At 64.1% G+C, this 18,093-nt stretch carries 19 protein-coding genes; 11 read left to right on the top strand and 8 right to left on the bottom strand.

Annotated features, from left to right (window positions below):
* Positions 1-30: 30 nt before the first annotated feature.
* The 3 genes from SU48_RS04455 (at position 31) to SU48_RS04445 (ending at position 4,089) form a co-directional block, all read left to right on the top strand.
* A complete protein-coding gene (locus tag SU48_RS04455) occupies positions 31-1,140 on the top strand; it encodes a protease complex subunit PrcB family protein (RefSeq protein ID WP_064014200.1) in 1,110 nt (369 codons plus the stop codon).
* A 238-nt stretch (positions 1,141-1,378) separates the two neighbouring features.
* Positions 1,379-3,046 carry a phosphoenolpyruvate carboxykinase (ATP) gene (gene pckA, locus SU48_RS04450; protein WP_064014199.1) on the top strand — a complete coding sequence of 556 codons (1,668 nt, stop codon included), beginning with the start codon at positions 1,379-1,381 and terminating at the stop codon, positions 3,044-3,046.
* Positions 3,047-3,345: 299 nt separating this feature from the next.
* Complete coding sequence (locus SU48_RS04445; RefSeq protein ID WP_064014198.1) at positions 3,346-4,089, top strand: glycine-rich domain-containing protein; 744 nt, start codon at positions 3,346-3,348, stop codon at positions 4,087-4,089.
* 74 nt (positions 4,090-4,163) lie between these two features.
* Here SU48_RS04445 and tilS read toward each other — a convergent pair whose 3' ends face one another.
* Positions 4,164-5,777, bottom strand: coding sequence for a tRNA lysidine(34) synthetase TilS (tilS, locus tag SU48_RS04440; protein WP_064014197.1), 1,614 nt, complete (start codon positions 5,775-5,777; stop codon positions 4,164-4,166).
* Positions 5,778-5,811: 34 nt separating this feature from the next.
* Between tilS and SU48_RS04435 the strand changes: the two genes are divergently transcribed.
* Positions 5,812-6,306, top strand: a complete 495-nt coding sequence (locus SU48_RS04435; RefSeq protein WP_064014196.1) for a peroxiredoxin — start codon at positions 5,812-5,814, stop codon at positions 6,304-6,306.
* A gap of 214 nt (positions 6,307-6,520) precedes the next feature.
* Here SU48_RS04435 and SU48_RS04430 read toward each other — a convergent pair whose 3' ends face one another.
* Positions 6,521-7,054: a hypothetical protein gene (locus SU48_RS04430; protein ID WP_064014195.1), complete on the bottom strand. Its 534-nt coding sequence runs from the start codon at positions 7,052-7,054 to the stop codon at positions 6,521-6,523.
* 40 nt (positions 7,055-7,094) lie between these two features.
* Positions 7,095-7,832, bottom strand: a complete 738-nt coding sequence (locus SU48_RS04425) for an SDR family oxidoreductase (RefSeq protein WP_064014194.1) — start codon at positions 7,830-7,832, stop codon at positions 7,095-7,097.
* 40 nt (positions 7,833-7,872) lie between these two features.
* On the opposite strand from SU48_RS04425, the gene SU48_RS04420 reads away from it, so the two are divergent.
* Positions 7,873-9,051, top strand: coding sequence for a class I SAM-dependent rRNA methyltransferase (locus tag SU48_RS04420; RefSeq protein ID WP_064014193.1), 1,179 nt, complete (start codon positions 7,873-7,875; stop codon positions 9,049-9,051).
* 10 nt (positions 9,052-9,061) lie between these two features.
* Here SU48_RS04420 and SU48_RS04415 read toward each other — a convergent pair whose 3' ends face one another.
* Positions 9,062-9,754: a Crp/Fnr family transcriptional regulator gene (locus SU48_RS04415; protein WP_064014192.1), complete on the bottom strand. Its 693-nt coding sequence runs from the start codon at positions 9,752-9,754 to the stop codon at positions 9,062-9,064.
* A 264-nt stretch (positions 9,755-10,018) separates the two neighbouring features.
* On the opposite strand from SU48_RS04415, the gene SU48_RS04410 reads away from it, so the two are divergent.
* Positions 10,019-10,720 carry an ABC transporter ATP-binding protein gene (locus SU48_RS04410; RefSeq protein WP_064014191.1) on the top strand — a complete coding sequence of 234 codons (702 nt, stop codon included), beginning with the start codon at positions 10,019-10,021 and terminating at the stop codon, positions 10,718-10,720.
* Between the two features lie 170 nt (positions 10,721-10,890).
* Here SU48_RS04410 and SU48_RS04405 read toward each other — a convergent pair whose 3' ends face one another.
* Positions 10,891-11,970 (bottom strand): NADH:flavin oxidoreductase/NADH oxidase, encoded by a 1,080-nt coding sequence (locus tag SU48_RS04405; protein WP_064014190.1) that lies wholly within the window; start codon positions 11,968-11,970, stop codon positions 10,891-10,893.
* Between the two features lie 81 nt (positions 11,971-12,051).
* Here SU48_RS04405 and SU48_RS04400 point away from each other — a divergent pair, with 81 nt between their 5' ends.
* The 3 genes from SU48_RS04400 (at position 12,052) to SU48_RS04390 (ending at position 13,800) form a co-directional block, all read left to right on the top strand.
* Positions 12,052-12,459, top strand: a complete 408-nt coding sequence (locus tag SU48_RS04400; protein ID WP_064014189.1) for a GNAT family N-acetyltransferase — start codon at positions 12,052-12,054, stop codon at positions 12,457-12,459.
* Between the two features lie 68 nt (positions 12,460-12,527).
* On the top strand, positions 12,528-13,499 hold the full coding sequence (locus SU48_RS14350) for an excalibur calcium-binding domain-containing protein (protein ID WP_064014188.1): 972 nt from the start codon (positions 12,528-12,530) through the stop codon (positions 13,497-13,499).
* Between the two features lie 7 nt (positions 13,500-13,506).
* Positions 13,507-13,800, top strand: a complete 294-nt coding sequence (locus SU48_RS04390; RefSeq protein WP_231881678.1) for a hypothetical protein — start codon at positions 13,507-13,509, stop codon at positions 13,798-13,800.
* 44 nt (positions 13,801-13,844) lie between these two features.
* On the opposite strand, the gene SU48_RS04385 is transcribed toward SU48_RS04390, so the two are convergent.
* From SU48_RS04385 to SU48_RS04375, 3 genes are all read right to left on the bottom strand, one after another.
* A complete protein-coding gene (locus tag SU48_RS04385) occupies positions 13,845-14,633 on the bottom strand; it encodes an ABC transporter permease (RefSeq protein ID WP_064014187.1) in 789 nt (262 codons plus the stop codon).
* 115 nt (positions 14,634-14,748) lie between these two features.
* Positions 14,749-15,552, bottom strand: coding sequence for an ABC transporter permease (locus SU48_RS04380; protein WP_064014186.1), 804 nt, complete (start codon positions 15,550-15,552; stop codon positions 14,749-14,751).
* A gap of 111 nt (positions 15,553-15,663) precedes the next feature.
* Positions 15,664-16,686: an ABC transporter ATP-binding protein gene (locus tag SU48_RS04375; RefSeq protein WP_064015837.1), complete on the bottom strand. Its 1,023-nt coding sequence runs from the start codon at positions 16,684-16,686 to the stop codon at positions 15,664-15,666.
* A gap of 169 nt (positions 16,687-16,855) precedes the next feature.
* Between SU48_RS04375 and SU48_RS04370 the strand changes: the two genes are divergently transcribed.
* Positions 16,856-17,491 (top strand): chromate transporter, encoded by a 636-nt coding sequence (locus SU48_RS04370; RefSeq protein ID WP_082869662.1) that lies wholly within the window; start codon positions 16,856-16,858, stop codon positions 17,489-17,491.
* Entirely contained in the window at positions 17,478-18,002 is a 525-nt protein-coding gene (locus tag SU48_RS04365; protein ID WP_064014185.1) for a chromate transporter, read from the top strand. Before SU48_RS04370 ends, SU48_RS04365 begins: the two co-directional genes overlap by 14 nt.
* The last annotated feature ends 91 nt before the right edge of the window (positions 18,003-18,093 follow it).

The following is an 18,093-nucleotide window of genomic DNA, read 5'->3' as shown; positions in this document are numbered from 1 at the left end:
GTCATCAGGCAGCCCGCCTAAGCTGCCCCTATGAAGTCTTCTAAATTCGTTCTGGGTGGTCTGTTGGCACTGAGCGCCGGACTGCTGGCGGGGTGCAGCATGACAGGTGCAGGCAATGTGCGGGTTCACGAAGCCACGCTGTACGGCGGCACGCAGGAACGCATCGTGTGGGTGTACGGCACGCTGGGCAGCAGCACCCAAAGCAGCCTGAAAATTGGCGGCGTGGCGGTGACGTTGCAGCCCCAAGTCGGGCAAGACCCGCTGGCGTTGGCCGGAACCCTCAGCGTGAACGGCAAGGCCACCTACCGCCTGCCCAGCACGCCCAGCAACGTGAAAGTGAACGTGACTCGCGACGCGGCGGGCCTGTTCAGTGTGCGGCCCGAAGGCGGCGCGGCCCTGAGCGCCGTGTACTTTACCGATGGGACGCGCTGGCAGAAGCTGAGCACCACCAATGGGGTGGCTACCGGAGTGGGCGTGAACGGGCTGGCGGGCGCGGGCAATCTGACCAGTGAGGAAGGCGCGGCTCTGGGCCAAGCGCTGCTGGGGCAAGGGCCATTGGCCGTAGCCGTACTGAATGAACAAAGCGCAGGCGACGCCGCCCTGACGGTTGAACCTGCCCCCCAAGAAAGCCTGAGAACCGCGCTGTATGTGCTGCCGGGTGTCCGAACGGTGAGTAGCATCGGCACAGGCACGACGGGAACGGTCACCACTACGCCGGGAACTGGAGCGGGCACGACGGCTGGGCGCGTGGGCTTCGTGGAAGTCGCTAGCGGCACCAATGCCAGCGCCACTAGCGGGGCCATTCAAATCGCCACCACCCAAACCGCCCTCGGCAGCGTGTATGCCACCGCCTATGGCCGCCAGACCGGGATTCCCGCCGCGCCGCGCCTGAATGCGGGAGAAACGGCAGTCGGGATTTTCCTCGGCCAACGCAACACGGGTGGCTACAGCGTGCGCGTGACCAACGCCAGCGCCCAAAACGGCGTGCTGACTCTCACAGTGGCGGTCACGGCTCCCGGCGCGGGTTCGATTACCACGCAGGCCATCACCAGCCCGTGGACTTTGGTGCGCCTAAGCGGCAGCTACAGCCAAGTGCGCGTAGTTGATACGAACGGCACGCCGCTGCAACTGGGGCAGTAAAACTTCTCAGATAACAATCAAACCTCTAGAGGGGCCACGCATGCGGAAGCTGTGTGGCCCTTTTTAAGTGCAAGCCAGAACTTCAGCGCTGGCCCAAGCGTTATGCATCATGCATTTGCGTACACATCAAAAGTGTTGTCCCTGCTGCGGTGACTACACTAAGGTTGGTCTGGAACCGCTTCACAGGCCACAATCAGGGGGTAACCGTTCACACTTATTCATTTTCAAGGGAGGACTTATGAGCCTGACCAGCGCACGCCAAGAGGCGACGGGGTTGCCAGACAGCCATCCAACCACAGCCACCCTGACCGATTTGGGCATCCACAACGCCACGCTACACCTTCAACCCGGCGTGACTGAACTGTACGAGGCTGCCCTGCGGCGCGGCGAAGGCCGAATCGCGGCGGGCGGCCCCTTGGCGGTTCGCACCAACAAAACAGGCCGCAGCCCCAAAGACCGCTTTATCGTGGAAGACGACCTGACGCGCGACGCCGTGTGGTGGGGCGGATTCAACACGCCGATCAGCCCGGTGGTGTTTGACCGCCTGCTGGACAAGATGACGGCGTATATCAACACTGGCGCGAATGCAGATGGAAAAGAGCTATTTGTGCAGCACCTGTTTGCGGGCACCGACCCGGCCCACCGCCTCGGCGTGCGCTTTGTGCAGGAAATGGCGTACCACTCGCTGTTTGTACGCAATATGTTCGTGCGGCCCAGTGCCGAGGAATTGGCCGACTTTGCGCCCGACTGGACAGTGCTGAATCTGCCCGGATTCCGTGCCGACCCCGTGCAGGACGGCGTTCGCAGCGACACCTTCATTCTGGTCAATTTCAGCCGGAAAATGGTACTGATCGGCGGCACCGAGTACGCGGGCGAGAACAAAAAAGCCATCTTCGGCGTGCTGAATTTCCTGTTGCCAGAGCGGGGCGTGATGCCTATGCACTGCTCGGCCAACGTGGGGGCCGATATTGATGGGAAGGGCGGCGACGTAGCGCTGTTTTTCGGACTGAGTGGCACGGGCAAAACCACCCTCAGCGCCGACCCCACTCGCGCCCTGATCGGGGATGACGAACACGGCTGGACAGACGACGGCGTCTTTAATTTCGAAGGCGGCTGCTACGCCAAAGTGATCGGCTTGAACGCCGAGGCGGAACCTGATATTTACCGCACCACCCATACCTTTGGCACGGTGCTGGAAAATGTGGTGTTGGGCAGCGATGGCACGCCTGACCTGAACGACGGCAGCCTGACCGAAAACACCCGCAGCGCCTACCCGATTGATCAGATCGGCAACATCGTGGAGGCGGGCCGCGCCGGGCATCCACGCAATATCGTGTTCCTGACCGCCGACGCTTACGGCGTGCTGCCCCCGATCAGCCGCCTGACGCCCGAACAGACCATGTACTTTTTCCTGAGTGGTTTTACGGCCAAGATTCCCGGCACCGAAGACGGCATCACCGAGCCGCAGCCCACCTTCAGCACCTGCTTTGGTGCGCCCTTTATGCCCCGGCATCCCGGCGAATATGCCCGCCTGCTGGCCCAGAAAGTGCAGGCCAGCGGAGCGCAGGTCTGGTTGGTGAACACGGGCTGGACGGGCGGCATGTACGGTCAGGGCAAACGCATGAGCATCCGGCACACGCGGGCCATGCTGAATGCGGCGCTGTCGGGCGGGCTGGACGGCGTGACGTTTGAGCGCGAACCCCACTTTGGGCTAGAGATTCCGGCACAGGTTTCCGGCGTGCCAGACGGCGTGCTGAACCCGCGCGACGCTTGGGCTGATGCCGCCGCCTATGACGTGGTGGCCCGCAAACTGGCCCGCATGTTCCGCGAGAATTTCAAGCGCTTCGAGAGCGGCGTGGACGGGGCGGTCACAGCGAGTATGCCCGACCCGGACGGACAAAACTGAGGGTGTGGGGCGTCTGAGGGGCTTGTGCTAAGGGGCTAAGGAAGGGCAATCGCCGCGCTCACTTACCCCCGCCCCACTCAAATCAAAACTACATCAGCATCAGCGAGGCGCACCGGATTCATTCCCAAGTGCGCCTCGCAACTTCCCCAGTGTAGCAAACCCGCAGCGGGCACAGGTAAGCCGAGACTCTGGCCTGCCTTGACCGTTGCGTGACAGATGGCTGACGGCGCGGGCGCACGCTCAGGGCAGGAAGAAACACCGTCATAGGCACTCTTTCGAGTATCCACAGGAGCCAGCAGATGCATACCTTGCCCAGTCTTGGCCGTCACGGAACCGTCAGCCCAAGCGCGATTTCAGACCCAAGCCCGCTCACTGCCACACTGCTCAACTACACCTTTCCCACCGCACTTATAGACCGCCTGCAAGCCGAACGCCGCTGGACGCCTGCCCTGACCCTGCGGGCGCTGGAAGAATATCGCCGCTTTCTGGTACTGGCCGCGACGGGCGGGGTTCCGGTCACGCCGTCCAAACTGATAGATGAAGTGTGGCACCTGCACCTGACCTTTACCCGCGACTACTGGGAGCGCCTGACGCCGCTGCTGCCCGCGCCGCTGCACCACGACCCGGCCAATGGGCAACCCGGCGACGCCGCGCACTACGCTCATCAGTACGTGTCTACGCTGAATCTGTACGCCGACACCTTCGGAACCCAGCCGCCTGCTGACCTGTGGCCCGACCCGCGCCAGAGCCGTGCAGCCACACACCGCCCAAAGCTTCGGCGCTGGCTGATTCCACTGGTCGCCGCCTTTATCGCGTGGGCCACGTTCGCATGGAGCAGTTTCGCGGTACTGATCACCTTGGGCGTGCTGGTGGTGGTGGGGTTGGCGGTGGCGTCAAGCAGTTCAGGGATGCCGCCGCGCCGCGAGAAGAATGACGGCGGCAGCTCTGGCGGCAGCACCAGTTCGGACACCAGCGGCGACAGTTGCGATTCTGGCGGGGGCGACGGTGGTGGAGGTGGCTGCGGCGGCGGATGCGGAAGCTAGAGCAACCAGAGTCCAAACAGGGGTAGGTTCGAAGTAGATCAACCCAATCCAACGCAGGCCAAGCAGCGACCCTTTCAGGCGGGGTCGCGTTCGTGTGTTTGGGGGGATGTTTTCGCCTGCCGCACCTGCCGAAACGTGGTTTTGAGGAGCCGCGCCGCCTCCGCCGCCCGCACGCCGCCCAGCACCGTTGGCGTATGACCCCAATGGGCGGCCAACACATCCAGCACGCCGCCCAGCGCCCCGGCTTTGGGGTTGGCCGCGCCGTACACGATGCCCCCGATCCTTGCTTCCAGCGCCGCGCCCAAGCACATCGGGCAGGGTTCCAGCGTGACCACCAACGTGCATTCGGTGAGGTACGGCGTGCCCAGCGTGGCGGCGGCTTCCCTAAGGGCGGCCAATTCCGCGTGCCGGGTCATGTCGCCCGCCTCGCGGGACGTGTTGCGGCCCCGACCCACCACCTTGCCCCCGTGCAGCACCACCGCGCCCACCGGAACCTCTCCGGACTCGGCGGCGGCGTGGGCCAGTGCCAAAGCCTCGCCCATTGCCGTGTGATGGAAATCTTCCGGCACGCCCGCCACGGCGCGGGCACCCTCGGCCCACACGGGCGGGCGCAGACCTACCCACTGCACGCCAGCGGCAGACACCAGCACGGGCACGGCGTCCCGGCTCTCTCGCGGCACTTTGGCATCGGTCAGTACGTCGCTGAGTTTGCGGGTTCCGGCAGACAGGCGAATTCGGTCTGCGGGTTGGCGAGTCCTCAACAGCCAGCCCTCTGGGAAGGGGAGATCGGGCGGGGGCCACGCTTGCGGCGCGGTGTACAGCTTGCCCCCGGTGGCTGTGACCTGCCGCGCTCCCGGCAAGGTCAGGTGCAGGGTGGCCGATTCTTGCAACGCCGCCGCCAATGCCTCCAATTGATCGGCGTGAAAGTCGAGGCCTGACCTCATCAACTCCTGCCTCACCCAGCGGCGCAGCACGGCGGGAGGCTGGGCCGACAACGGAGCATGTGTTGTGATGCGGGCGGCCAATTCGGACAGGGCGGCGTCATCTTCGGCACCGAGTCGGGCCAGTCGGGCCAGAGCCAGTTCTATCCCCGGAAAACGGGCCGCCAGCACGGGCATCACTTCCAGCCGCAGCCACGCCCGCGTAAAGGCCGGATCGGCGTTGCTGGGGTCTTCTCGCCAAGCCTGATGCTGGGCCACCAAAAACGCCTCTACGTCGGCCCGCGACACCGCCAGCCAAGGCCGATGCACCCGCCCCCGCACGGCGGGAATGCCGTGCAGCACCGCTTCCCCACGCAGCAGGGCCATCAGCACGGTTTCGGCCTGATCGCGCCGGGTGTGGGCCGTGAGTATGGCGGAAGCTCCAGCTTTCTTGGCGACTCTGGAGAGGAAATCGTAGCGCACGCGCCGGGCCGCATCTTCCCCATTCCAGCCCCGGCGGGCGGCCACCGCGCCGACATCTACCCGCGCCACCTCGCAGGGCACGCCCAATTCGGCGCACAATCGCTGCACCCAGCGGGCATCGTCGGCAGAATCGGGGCGCAGGGCATGATCGAGGTGGGCCACCCTCACCCGCGCCCCCGCCAAGCGCAAGGCCAGCAGCAACGCCACACTGTCGGCCCCACCCGACACGCCCACCACCACAGTCTGGGCGGCGTAGGGAGTTAGCAGGGAAGTCAGCGACAACACCGTTCGATTCTAGTGGCCCCCGTACAATCGGCGCATGACCACCGCCTCGCCCCTGCTCACCCCAGCGCCCAACATGGCCCCCGAATTTTCGGCCCGCAGCGACGATGGCCGCACGCTGCGCCTGTCGGAACTGCGCGGCAAGTGGGTCATCTTGTTCTTCTACCCGCGTGCCGGATCGCCCGGATGCAGCATCGAGGCCCGGCGGTTCGAGGCCAAAGTCGCCGACTTTGACGCCCTAAACGCCCAGCTGATCGGCGTGAGTCTGGACACCGAAGCCCGGCAGGCCAAGTTCCGCGACTCCTGCGGCCTGTCCTATCCCCTGATTCCAGACGGTGACCGCACCTTGTCTAAGGCGTATGGCGTCATCGGTGGACTCGGCGGGTTGCTGGGCATGGCCGCCCGCGAAACGTTTCTGATTGCCCCAGACGGCACGCTGGCCCGTCACTGGCGCACCGTGAATCCGGCCAACCACGCCTCAGACGTGCTGAAAGACCTGCAAACGCGCAGTTGCGACTGGCCTAAAGCGTAGAGGGCCAAAAAAGGGGCGGCGAGGCATCTGGTTCTGCCCTGCCGCCCGTTTTCTGCACTGTTGGGTGGCTGAGTTGAAAGGGGAACCCCCCCTTAGAAAGGAGGACAACAGCTTTTGCGCTCCCCTTTAAGGGGGGCTGGCTGCGAAGCAGACTGGGGGGTTCACACAGCATCGTCAACGCCCGATTCTTACCCCGCCTATCAACACTCCTGCCTTAAAACTTGGCCCGCGCCTCCATGCCCGTCAGCTTCAGCTTGTCGGTCAGCACAGTGCTGCCGCCCGTGACCAATACGCCGATATAGCCGTGACCCGCTTTGGCCGCCGCATCCAATTCTGGGCCGCGCAGGGTAAAGGGCGTGGCCGTGCCGGAAGTCAGATTGACGGTTCCGATCTGGCGGGCCACTTCTCCGGCGGGGTCACATAAAATGACCGGAGCGAGGTCGGTGGTCGTGCAACCGGCGGGCAGGGGCTCGACGCTGCTGCGAATAAAGACGCTTGCGCCGCTGAGGTTGCCGCCGCCGCTGGTATAGGTCGCCATGCCCGTGATGCTGACCTGTTGCAGCACACCGGGCAGACTCACGCCGCCCAGCACGTCGGTTTTCATGTAGATGACCCGGCCCGCGACTGCGCTGCTGGGCGGCAGGCTCAGTTCTGCGTCGGGAATGGGCACGGCGGGCGTGGGAATGACGCCGCAGGACGAGAAGGCCAGCGAAGCCAAAGCAGCGGCAGCAAGCAAGGTTTTTTGCATAGTGGGTTTATTGTGCGCCGCCCCCCTGCTCGTGCGACACCTAAAACGCCACATCCTGCACGGTGGGATGCAGCAGGATTTCGTCTATGCGGGCGTGTGCGGGGGCGCTCAGGGCGTACAGCGTGGCCTGCGCCACATCTTCGGGGCGCAGCCACGCGGCTTTGTGGGCCTCGCCCTGCTGGGAATCCGCAAAATAGGTGTCCACCATGCCGGGCCGAATTTCGGTGACGCGCAGGCCGTAGCTGTGGCCCTCGTGCGCGAGTGCTTGCGTGATGGCCCGCTGGGCGTATTTGCTGGCCGTATAAAGTGCGCCGCCTGCAAAGGTGCGGCCCGAAACATCGCTGGTGATGTTCACGAGGCTGGACGTGTGGCCCCGCGCGTGCCGCGCCTGAAACTGCCCGATCAAGGCCCGCGTGACCAACAGCGTGCCCAGAACGTTGGTGTCCATCACGCGGTGGTATTCGGCAGGGGTGATGTCCTGCACGGGCAAAAAGGAACCGACACCCGCGTTGTTGACCAAAGAATCTACGCCCGCTTGTTTGGCAGCTTCGGCAAAAGCACCCACGCTGGTTTCGTCGGTCACGTCCAGCGGCAAAAAAGTTGCACCCGGCAGGGTCAGGCCCGACACGTCCCGCGCTCCGCCGATGACCGTCGCGCCCGCCGCAGCCAACGCCTGCACCAGCGCCCAGCCGATGCCTTTGCTTGCGCCTGTAACAGCCACCACGCGGCCTGAGACATCGAATGGGCTGGCGGTCAGGCTGGTTGCACTTGAGGTCATGCGGTCAACTCTACCCGCTCTTGCCTGCTAGCCTGCCCCTATGAAGAAGAGTCTGTCTGTGACCCTCAGCCCTGCTGCTGTTCGGCGCATCGCGGGGCGCTATCCGTTCGGGCATTCCGGCGATATTGCTGCCGCCGATGCGGGTATTGCCCCCGGCGAAGTGGTGGATGTGCGCGACCCCGGCGGGCCGTTTGTGGGCCGGGGCTACTTTAACCCCGACGGCGCGACACCGCTGCGAATGTTGACGTGGCAAAAAGAAGAGATTGACCTGAAGTTTTACCGCTCCCGGATTCGTGCGGCGCTGGCACGGCGGGCCGGAAGAATCCTGAACACCGACGCCATGCGCGTGCTACACGCCGAAGCCGACGGCATGCCGGGAGTGATTGCCGACCAGTTCGGGGGCGTGCTGAGTGTGCAGTTCCGGAATGCGGGTGTGGAGCGTCACCGCGACCTGATCCTGCGTGCCCTGCGCGAAGAAACGGGCGCGGCCAGTGCCTTCGAGCGCAGCGATACGGGCGAACGCCGCCGCGAAGGGCTGGGGCTGCAAACAGGCATCCTGTGGGGCGACGTGCCGGAGCGCGTGACTTTTTTCGAGGACGACCTGAACCTGCACTTTGCGCCGATGGACGCACAGAAAACCGGGTTCTTTCTGGATCAGCGCGACAACCGCCGCATGATGCGCGGCCTGATCAAGCCCGGTGAACACTTTTTGGACGTGTACAGCTACACGGGCGGCTTCTCTCTGCACGCGGCGCGGGCCGGAGCCAAAGCCGTTGCCATAGACAAGGACAATGTGGCGTTGGCCGTGCTGGAGCGCGAAGCAGGCCTGAACGAAGTGCGCGTGGGCGTGCGCTGGGGCGACGCGATAGAGCAATTGACCGGACTGGAAAAGGAGAAGCGCACTTTCAGCGCTGCCGTCCTCGACCCGCCCACGCTGGCTAAGCGCAAGGACGACGTGCCCCGCGCCAAGCGGATTTTTACCGACGGAGCCGCCCGCGCCCTACGAATGCTGACCCCCGGCGGGCATCTGCTGATCAGCACTTGTGCCCATTACATCCGCGTAGACGACCTGCTGGACGCGGCGCGGGTAGCAAGCGGCGAGGCAGGCTGCGACGCCGAAGTGACGGCCATCACCTACCAACCTGCCGACCATCCCCACCTGCTGAGCGTGCCGGAAAGCCTGTACCTCAAGAGTATTTTGCTGCGGAAAGAGGGGTAAGCCTTCTCCCCTACTCCCCGTCCTCGTCACCGAGCGGCACGGCTCCCAGCCCTTCCAAATCCAGCAGATGCACCGTGCGGGGTGTGATGTCCAGCAGGCCCTGCGCTTCCAGTTTCTTCATGACGCGGGCCACCGTTTCGCGGCTGGCGCTGATGCGCTGCATGATGTCCTGCGTGCCCAGCGGCAGCACTTCGGGGTCGGGAATGCCTGCCGCGAGGCGCTGACGGTACTGGGTGGTAAACACGTGGGCGAGTGCGGCTTCGGTGTTCAGGCCAAAGGCGATCAGTTCATCGTTGAGGTTGGTGACGCGCTGTACGAGCATGGCCGCCAAATTCCACAGCACCTTGGGGTGGCGGTTCAGCAGCACCTCGAAATGCTCTCGGTACAGCATCAGGGTGGTCACGTCGGTGAGGGCCGTGACGGTGGCGCTGCGCTGCTGATGCGACAGCACCGAGGTTTCTCCCACCAGACCGGGCGCGTAGATGTCACCCATCACGCGCTCGCGGTGGCCGAGGCTGACCCGGCTGACCCGCACCACGCCGCCCGTAATCAGATGCAGCGCGTCGCCGGACACGTCTTGTGACAGCACCACTTCGCCGGGGCGGTAAGAGCGGGGAGTCAGAATTTGGAGCACATCCCGCAGAGCTTCTTGGGGCACATTCTGAAACAGGGGTGAACGCTGCAAATCTTCCAAACGAGACATCGGGGGCAGTCTAGCGTGACAACTGTCAGTCTAAGGAAAGCGGCTGATTTAGGTTAGAAACTTCACAATACTTAACAAACCCCGGCCTGTTTCAGGAGAAGTTCACCTGGCACCGCCGCATACGACGGACTCGGATCGAATCCCGTCGTTTTGGGGTTCACTCCGAGCGGGGCGAGTGGGAGAGAGTCCGGATTCCGGCAACTGGACGGACAGGCGGTGCTGTCCCGACTGTCCGGGAATCATACGGAATGCGTATGAGCTAGCATGCCCCGCGTGACCCTGCCCACCGCCCCCGTGCCCACCGTCCAGGCTGCGGCCCTCGCTGCCGTGAACGTGCGGCACAGTTTTGGAGAATTGACTGTGCTACACGGTGTATCGCTGAGGGTGGCGGCGGGCGAGGTGGTGGCCGTGACCGGGCCGAGCGGTAGCGGCAAAAGCACATTGCTGCATCTGCTGGGCGGGCTGGACGTGCCGCAGGAAGGCGAGGTGTGGTGGGCAGGCGAACGCGCCGACACGCAAGACACGCAGGCCCGCGCCACGCGGCGTGCTGGACGGGTCGGACTGGTGTTTCAGCACCATTATCTGTTGGAAGATCTGAACGTGCTGGACAACGTGCGCGTTCCCGCGTTGCTGTCGGGGCAAGACGGCACGGAACGCGCCCGCGAACTGCTGGCGAGGGTCGGTCTCGCCGGACGTGAAAAAGCCCTGCCCGGTGTCCTCAGCGGCGGCGAACGCCAGCGGGTGGCCGTAGCCCGCGCCCTCGCCTCCCGCCCTGCGGTGGTGCTGGCCGACGAACCCACCGGGAGCCTAGACCGCGTGAACGCCGACATGGTGGCCGCTCTGCTGATCGATCTGGCACGGGAAAATCAGGCCGGAGTGCTGCTGGTCACCCACGACGAACGCCTCGCGGCCCGCGCTGACCGCACGCTGCATCTGCTGGATGGGCGGATGGTGGAGGGGGGATAGGAGGCTGAGCTTAAGGGGCGAAGGGCGTCTAAGGGTCAAGGGTCAAAGGGTCTAAGAAAGGCAAATACTGTGGTAGACGAGGTTTCTCTAACGCCTTGCCCACCCACAAACCCACCGCCCCAGCACCTTAGACCCTAGACTTTTAGACCCTTAGACTTCGCCCGAGAGAATCAGCGCCCACTGCGGGCATACTGGTTCACCTGTTGGGGGGCCACCCCCAGCGCCGCCGCCGCCGACTGCACCCAATGCGGATCGCGCAGGAAGGGGCGGCCCAGCGCGATCAGGTCAGCCTCTCCAGCTTGCAAAATCCGCTCTGCCAGCTCGGGCGTATCGATCAGGCCCACCGTCATCACGGCCAAATCGGGCACCACCCCCTTGATTTGGGCGGCCATCGGCGTCTGGAAGGCGGGGCCGACGGGGATTTGCTGGGCGGTGGTCAGGCCGCCGCTGCTGATGTCCATCGCGTCCACGCCTTCCCTGTCCAGCAGGGCCGCCAGCGCCATGCTCTGGGCGGTGTCCCAGCCGCCTTCGGCCCAGTCGGTGGCGCTGATCCGCACGAACAGGGGCAGATGCATGGGCCACACCGCCCGCACGCCGCGCACCACCTCTAGCAAAAAGCGGGTGCGGTTTTCGAAGCTGCCGCCGTAACTGTCGGTGCGGGAATTTGCCAGCGGCGAGAGGAATTGATGCAGCAGATAGCCGTGCGCGGCGTGAATTTCTACAGCGTCGAATCCGGCCATCACCGCCCGCTGGGTGGCCGCCACAAAATCAGCGGTGACCCGGTGAATATCGGCCTCGGTCATGGCGCTGGGTACGGGAAACGTGTCGCTGAACGGCTGATCGTCCGGCCCGATGACCGTCCAGCCGCCCTGTTCCGGCAGCACCGCCCCGCGCCCCCGCCAAGGCGCGTAGGTGCTGGCCTTACGCCCCGCGTGCGCCAGCTGAATGCCGATGCGCCCGCCCTGTGCATGCACGAAATCGGTCACGCGGCCCAGCGGCACAATGTGGTTGTCGCCCCACAACCCCAAGTCTTCGGGGCTGATGCGGCCTTCGGGGGAGACGGCGGCGGCTTCGGTAAAAATCAGGCCCGCGCCCGCCAGCGCAAACTGGCCCAGATGCACCAGATGAAACTCGTTGGCTAGGCCGCCCACCGACGAATACATACACATCGGAGACACGACGGCGCGGTTGGGCAGGGTAAGACCCGCCAGTTTGAAGGGTTGAAACAGCAGGGGCGCGGCGGCAGTCATGCGCCAAATCTAGGGCGCTGGCAGGGAGTTAAGCCAGCAGGCAGATGCTTAAGCTTGGGGGGGCAAGACAGAATAGAGACCATGTCGCCTCAGATCGTCACCACTTTGGAAGGCCTGACGCCCGCGCAACTCGGCGGATTCTTCGAGGGCTGGCCCACTCCGCCCTCGCCCGAAACGCTGCACCGGATGCTCTGCGGCTCCTACCGGATTGCGCTGGCGATGGAGAATGAGCAGGTCGTGGGCTTCGCACAGGCCATCAGCGACGGCGTGCTCACCGCCTTTATTCCCTCGTTGGAAGTGCGCCCAGAATGGCGCGGGCAGGGCCTAGGTTCCCGCCTGATGGACACCCTGCTTGACCAATTGGCCCACCTGTACGCCGTAGACCTGTGCTGCGACGACAACCTGATCCCCTTTTATGAGCGGCTGGGAATGCAGCGGGGCAATGCGATGGTGCGCCGAAACTATGCGCGGCAGAGTGGAGCGAGATAAACAGAGCGACGTAAAGCAACGCCTCTGACAGAAGTTTGAATAAGTGGATGTTTTAATCTCTATTCAACGTGAAACGACACTCTTGGTTCCGCCTGCTGTGCCTCGGAGCAACCCTGACCTGTGCCCCAGCAGCGAACGCGCAGGCCGCCCCTTTTGCCGTAGAAGTGCGCTATCTGGGCAAGGCCCTGAACGCCTCGCAGCAGGCCACCGTGCGCGAGGCGGCGGCGCGGGTGTCGGCCCTGATCGCCTCTCCCTTCCAGCCCGTCACGCTAGAGTTGCCCGCCAATTCCTGCGATTCCAACTTGCCCCGGATTCGGGAGCGGGTGCAGCAGTTTTTCGTGTTCGTGCGCGTGCTCGATTTGGGCGAGGACAAATACGCCGAGGCCGCGCCCTGCGAGTTGCAAGACGGTTCCTACTTGCCGATTTACGGCGTGATAGACCTGAACTCCACCGTGCTGCCCGACCTGCCCAAAATCGATCTGCTGGACACCATGATTCACGAAATGCTGCACGCGCTGGGCGTGGGTACGCTGTGGGAAGCCGACTACCGGGTGTCTCTCAGCGGTGACTCGGACGACAAAAACCTGATTACAAAGGTGAACGGGAAGTACTACTACACGGGGGCCAAGGGGTTGGCGGCCTACCGGAATTTGGGAGGCAAGGTGGGCGCGGGCATTCCGCTGGACGCCGACGCTGGGCACTGGGCGGGCGGCGCGGTGTGTTCGGAAATCCTGTCGGGCGACGCCGGAGACTACACGGGCCGCGTGAATCCGGTCAGTCCGCTGACGCTGGGGGCGCTGGAAGACTTGGGCTACCGCGTGAACCGGGCCGCCGGAAACCGCTACACCCTGCCGCTGAACGGCTGCCCGGCAGGCAGTGATGAAGAAGAGGAAGCAGCAGAGGCCGAAGCCGCCGCCAACAGCGTATTTTTTGCCAGTTGCGCCGCCGCCCGCGCTGCCGGGGCCGCCCCCATTCGGCGCGGGCAACCCGGCTACCGCGCCGCGATGGACGGCGACGGGGACGGCGTGGCGTGCGAATAAACGTCAGATGACGGACTACGAATCAGGCTACGCAGAGTTCATGTCGTTTGCCCAACACCGCGTAGTGACGGGCAGCCGCGCCATCGCCAGCGCCGAGGAATTACGCGGCCTGATCGACCTGCACGGCGCGTGGGGCTGGACGTTGGCCGAGTTTCAGGACAGGGCTGGCGTGCGCTTTGAGGGCGATACGGCGTATGTAACCCAGTTCTATTGGGCTGGGGGCGAGGAAACGCTAGAAAGCGTGTGGGCGCGGGTGCAGGAGGCGCGGGGAGGGAGGGAGTCTAAGGGTCAAAAGGTCTAGGGGGCTAAGGAAGGTCAAGAACAAGCTTAGTTGCTCATCAGCTTTCAACTGCTTGCACTCGTGTAACTGCCTACGGCTTTCTTCCAAAAGAGGCGGCTGCCCACGAACAGCACGGCGGCTACCAGCGGCGAGGCCAGCGCCAGCACGGGCGACAATCCTCCGGTGAGGGCTTGGGCAGGCACGGTGGTAATAAATGCGATGGGCACGACAAATGTGAGGAAGGCCCGCACGGGGACAGGGAAAGCCGTGACCGGAAAACGGCCCGCGCCGAACACGCCGTTGAAGAGTTCGGACATATTTTGGGTTTTGACGAACCAGAACGCGGTGGTGCTGAGCGCCAGCCAGATGCAGTACACGATGACTAGGGCCGACAGGTACATGACGGCGGCGGCCAGCACGCCCCCCAGCGTGACCGTGAGAAACGACGCGGCATAGAAGATCAGGCCGAGGCCGATCAGAATGTCGGTGACGCGCAGGACGTTCAGGTTGCGCGTGGACACGTTGAACTGCGCGTCTATGGGCTTGAGCAACGTGAAATCCATGCTACCCGTGCGAACAGCCTCGGAGATTTTGCTCATGTTGGGCTGCACGAACACACTGATAAAGCCTTCGGTGAGCATGAAAAACCCGACCACCAAGAGCGCCTGATAGAACGAGTAGCCGCCCACGCTGACGGTTCCGGGTTGCCCAAAGAGCACCGCGATGCCTAGTAGCGCCACGCCCACTTCTCCGAGACTGGCGAGTATCGCGCCCAGAAAGTTGGCCCTGTATTCCAACTGCGCTGAAATGGTTGCGCCCGTGAAAATGCGGATGAGGCGCAGGTAACGGGTCATGGGCGGCCCCGGCGCGGTAAGTGGTAAGGAGTGAGTGGTGAGTGGGAAGGGCAAAAACCGAACGGCCCACCTCCACAACCCACCAACAACTGACCACTGAGCACTAACAGTCCTTTCACGCCCCCACCGCCCCATATTTCCGCAGACCCACACGCCACACCCACAGGCGCAGCAGCGCGAACACGGCCAGCCAGCCCAGCAGCACCAGCATGCCCTGTCCGGCCTGTTCCAGCGTGGCTTTTCCGGCGATCAGGTTGGCGGGCAGGCCCAGCATGTACGGGAAGGGTGTCCAGACGGCAATATCCTGCACCCACTGAGGATAGAAGGCCAGCGGCGCAAACAGGCCGCCCAGCGCGGCGTAGACCAGCCACACCACTTCCTGAAAACTGGTGCTGGATTCTGTCCAGAAAGCCAGCAGGCCCAGCGAGTATTCCCACAGGAAGCGCACGGTGAAGCCCAAAATGACCAGCACCAATACGGCGGCGTACACGCGCCAATCGGGGCTGAAGCGTGCCCCGGCCAGCCACGCGAACAGGCCCCCCAGCGCCAGCATCAGCGGAAAGCGCACGATTCGTTCGGCCAAATGTCCGGTGTAGTGGCCCCACATCGGGTCTAGCGGGCGCAGCAGCTTGGGCGACAGCGTGCCTTGCCTGACCTCGAAATCCAGTTCCCACGCCACCCAGACCACCAACAACTGCCCCACGAACCAAGTGGCAAGGAAGTACGACGCAAAATCGGACGCCGAGAACCCGCGAATCTGGCCCCCCGGCGCGGCGGCGGCCTGTCCCATCCAGACCAACATCATCACAAGAGACAGCGTGCCAGACAGCATCCAGATGACGATTTCGGCCCGGTATTCGGTCATCAGGGCAAACTGGGTGGAAAAGAGGACGCGGAACTTGCGGAGGAAGGGAGTCATGTGCGCCCTCGGCGCGGGCTGTGGGTTGTGGATTGTGGATCGTGGGAAAGGCACAAGCACCAAACTACGATCCACGATCTACCTTCCACACTCGCTCTAGCCCACCCCGCTCTAAGCCACACTGTCGGCCACCGCCTTTTCCTTCCCAGCCCCGAACAATTCCGCCATCACCGCTTCAATCGGTGGGTCTTCTACCGTCAAGTCGGCTACATCCAAATCGGCCAGCAAGCGGGCGGCGCGGGCGCTGACTTCCGCACGAGGCACGGTCAGTTCGGCGCTGAGGCCGTCTACTTTGGCGCTCTGGCCGTAGCGCGACAATTCCGCCAACGGAATCGGCTGACGCAGTTGCAGCCGCACCGTTTTGCCGCCACTGCTCTGTTCGGCCAAGCTGGCGAGGTCACCGTCGAACACCAAAGCGCCCGCGTCGATGACCAAAATTCGGCGGGCCAGCGCGGTCACGTCGGCCATGTAGTGGCTGGTCAGGATCACGGTGGCCCCGAACCGCTGGTTGTAGTCGCGCACGAAGGCCCGCACGCTTTCCTGCATATTCACGTCTAGGCCGATGGTGGGTTCATCCAAAAACAGCACCTTGGGGCGGTGCAGCAGCGCGGCGGCCAGTTCGCACTTCATCCGCTCGCCCAAACTCAGCTTGCGTACCTGCTTTTTCAGGATGCCTTCCAGCCCCAGTACCTCGGTAAATTCGCGCATGGTGGCCCGATACTGCGCGTCAGGAATCTCGTAGATCGCCTGATTCACGAGGAAGGAATCGAGGGCGGGCAAGTCCCAGATCAGTTGTTGTTTTTGGCCCATGACCAACGTAATTTGTTTGAGGAACGCGTTTTCGCGCCTCCGGGGTTCGAAGCCTGCCACTCGCGCAGTGCCGCCCGTGGGGTGCAGCAGGCCCGACAACATTTTCAGGGTGGTGGTCTTTCCGGCCCCGTTCGGCCCCAAGAATCCCACCACTTCCCCCGGCGCGAGGTCGAAGGACACGCCCTTCACCGCGTCCACTTCATGCGATTTGCGGTTGAAGAACGACTTGACGCTGCCGACGAAGCCGGGGTCTTTTTCGTGGACGGTGTAACTTTTGCGGAGGTCGCGCACCTGCACGGCAACGTTGGGCGGCGGGGAGGTCATGTTGCCTCCCAGCATAAGCCAGCGGCCAGAGTTCCGAATAGGCGAAATGGCGAGGCAGGCTTGCGCAACTTCACCCCGGATGAATTTTGTGCATTGTGTGCGGCCATGTTCCCCACACGGTCACGCTGTTTTTGGCCTGTGGGCGGGGGTGCGGCGGTAGGCTGCGGGGGTGACCGCCACCCAATCCACGCCCCCACCTCTGGAGGACGACCCGACCAGTCCAGTGCCTCACCTGCCGGGAGCGCCCACGACGTTGAATCTGGCCCGCGCTTTTGTGGGTGTGGCGCTAGCGGGCATCGGCGGGGGTATTCCGGCCCATACGCGCCGCGCCATGCTCAGGCGCGGCTGGCTCACCGACCTACAATTTGCCGAGACGTTTACGCTGGCGCAACTGACGCCGGGGCCAAACGGCGTGAACTTGGCCGCCATGATCGGGGCGCGGCTGGGCGGCAAACGCGGCGCACTCGCCAGCACGGTGGGGGTGCTGACGCCGGGGCTGATTGCCATGACCGCCGTCACCGTGCTGCTGTTGGGGCTGCCCGGTGGCCTGCCGCCCGCGCTGCAAAGTGCGCTGCGGGGCGCGGCCTGTGCCGCCTTGGCCGTGATTCTGACGATGGTCGGCCCTATCGTGCGCGTGGGCTGGAGCGTCACGGCCGGACGGCTGCCCATCGGCGCGGCGGTGACGGTGCTGACCTTCGTGGCGCTGGGCGTGCTGCGGCTGGATCTGCTGCCCGTGCTGGCGGTGCTGGTGGGCGTGGGTTTGGTGGCGCACCGTCCATCAAAGGGAAGTCATGGCGACACCTGACCTGCTGCTGGACATCTTTTTGACCTTCGTGCGCCTCGGCCTGACTGGATTTGGCGGCACCAACTTGGCCGAAATGGAGCGGTTGTTGGTGGGACAACGCGGCTGGATAGACGCCCGCACCTTTGCCAACGGTTTTGCACTGGGCCAACTGATGCCGGGGCCGAACCTGCTGGCGGTCACGCATTACGGCCTCGTTATCGCCGGGGGCTGGGGCGCGTTTGCCGCTACGGTAGGCTTTTATGGCCCCACAGCAGTCCTGAGTGCGGCGGCGGCCCTGCTCTGGAAACGGCACAGCGCCCATCCGTGGAGCCTGACCTTCCGGAATGCCTTGTTGCCCTTTGGCGGCGGCGTGATGCTGGCAGGCGTGCTAGTGCTGGGCCAAACCAGTATTCACTCGTGGGCGGCAGCGGCGTTGGTGGCCGTGTCTTTCCTCATTCTCAGCAAAACTCGCCTGAATTCGGCATTGGTGGTGGTGGGAGTGGCGGTGGTTGGGGCGCTGATCGGGCTGTAGGGGACGATTTCTGGGGCTTGATCTAAGGGTCTGGGAAAAGCAATCGCTGCGCTCACTCACCCCCTCCCCAGCCCTCTGCTTCGCAGCTCTG

Source organism: Deinococcus puniceus (assembly GCF_001644565.1).
GTDB lineage: Bacteria > Deinococcota > Deinococci > Deinococcales > Deinococcaceae > Deinococcus > Deinococcus puniceus.
Note: the sequence above shows the minus strand (reverse complement) of the source record. Positions and strands in the feature narration are given on the sequence as shown.

What these genes read in the sequence shown, in the direction of transcription:
- pckA (WP_064014199.1), top strand. Translation starts at nt 1,379, where the DNA reads ATGAGCCTGACCAGCGCACGCCAAGAGGCGACGGGGTTGCCAGACAGC.
- SU48_RS04445 (WP_064014198.1), top strand. Translation starts at nt 3,346, where the DNA reads ATGCATACCTTGCCCAGTCTTGGCCGTCACGGAACCGTCAGCCCAAGC.
- SU48_RS04420 (WP_064014193.1), top strand. Translation starts at nt 7,873, where the DNA reads ATGAAGAAGAGTCTGTCTGTGACCCTCAGCCCTGCTGCTGTTCGGCGC.
- SU48_RS04435 (WP_064014196.1), top strand. Translation starts at nt 5,812, where the DNA reads ATGACCACCGCCTCGCCCCTGCTCACCCCAGCGCCCAACATGGCCCCC.
- SU48_RS04365 (WP_064014185.1), top strand. Translation starts at nt 17,478, where the DNA reads ATGGCGACACCTGACCTGCTGCTGGACATCTTTTTGACCTTCGTGCGC.
- SU48_RS04410 (WP_064014191.1), top strand. Translation starts at nt 10,019, where the DNA reads ATGCCCCGCGTGACCCTGCCCACCGCCCCCGTGCCCACCGTCCAGGCT.
- SU48_RS04390 (WP_231881678.1), top strand. Translation starts at nt 13,507, where the DNA reads ATGACGGACTACGAATCAGGCTACGCAGAGTTCATGTCGTTTGCCCAA.
- SU48_RS04415 (WP_064014192.1), bottom strand. Translation starts at nt 9,754, where the DNA reads ATGTCTCGTTTGGAAGATTTGCAGCGTTCACCCCTGTTTCAGAATGTG.
- SU48_RS04385 (WP_064014187.1), bottom strand. Translation starts at nt 14,633, where the DNA reads ATGACCCGTTACCTGCGCCTCATCCGCATTTTCACGGGCGCAACCATT.
- SU48_RS04425 (WP_064014194.1), bottom strand. Translation starts at nt 7,832, where the DNA reads ATGACCTCAAGTGCAACCAGCCTGACCGCCAGCCCATTCGATGTCTCA.
- SU48_RS04400 (WP_064014189.1), top strand. Translation starts at nt 12,052, where the DNA reads ATGTCGCCTCAGATCGTCACCACTTTGGAAGGCCTGACGCCCGCGCAA.
- SU48_RS04455 (WP_064014200.1), top strand. Translation starts at nt 31, where the DNA reads ATGAAGTCTTCTAAATTCGTTCTGGGTGGTCTGTTGGCACTGAGCGCC.
- SU48_RS04405 (WP_064014190.1), bottom strand. Translation starts at nt 11,970, where the DNA reads ATGACTGCCGCCGCGCCCCTGCTGTTTCAACCCTTCAAACTGGCGGGT.
- SU48_RS04375 (WP_064015837.1), bottom strand. Translation starts at nt 16,686, where the DNA reads ATGACCTCCCCGCCGCCCAACGTTGCCGTGCAGGTGCGCGACCTCCGC.
- SU48_RS04380 (WP_064014186.1), bottom strand. Translation starts at nt 15,552, where the DNA reads ATGACTCCCTTCCTCCGCAAGTTCCGCGTCCTCTTTTCCACCCAGTTT.
- SU48_RS04430 (WP_064014195.1), bottom strand. Translation starts at nt 7,054, where the DNA reads ATGCAAAAAACCTTGCTTGCTGCCGCTGCTTTGGCTTCGCTGGCCTTC.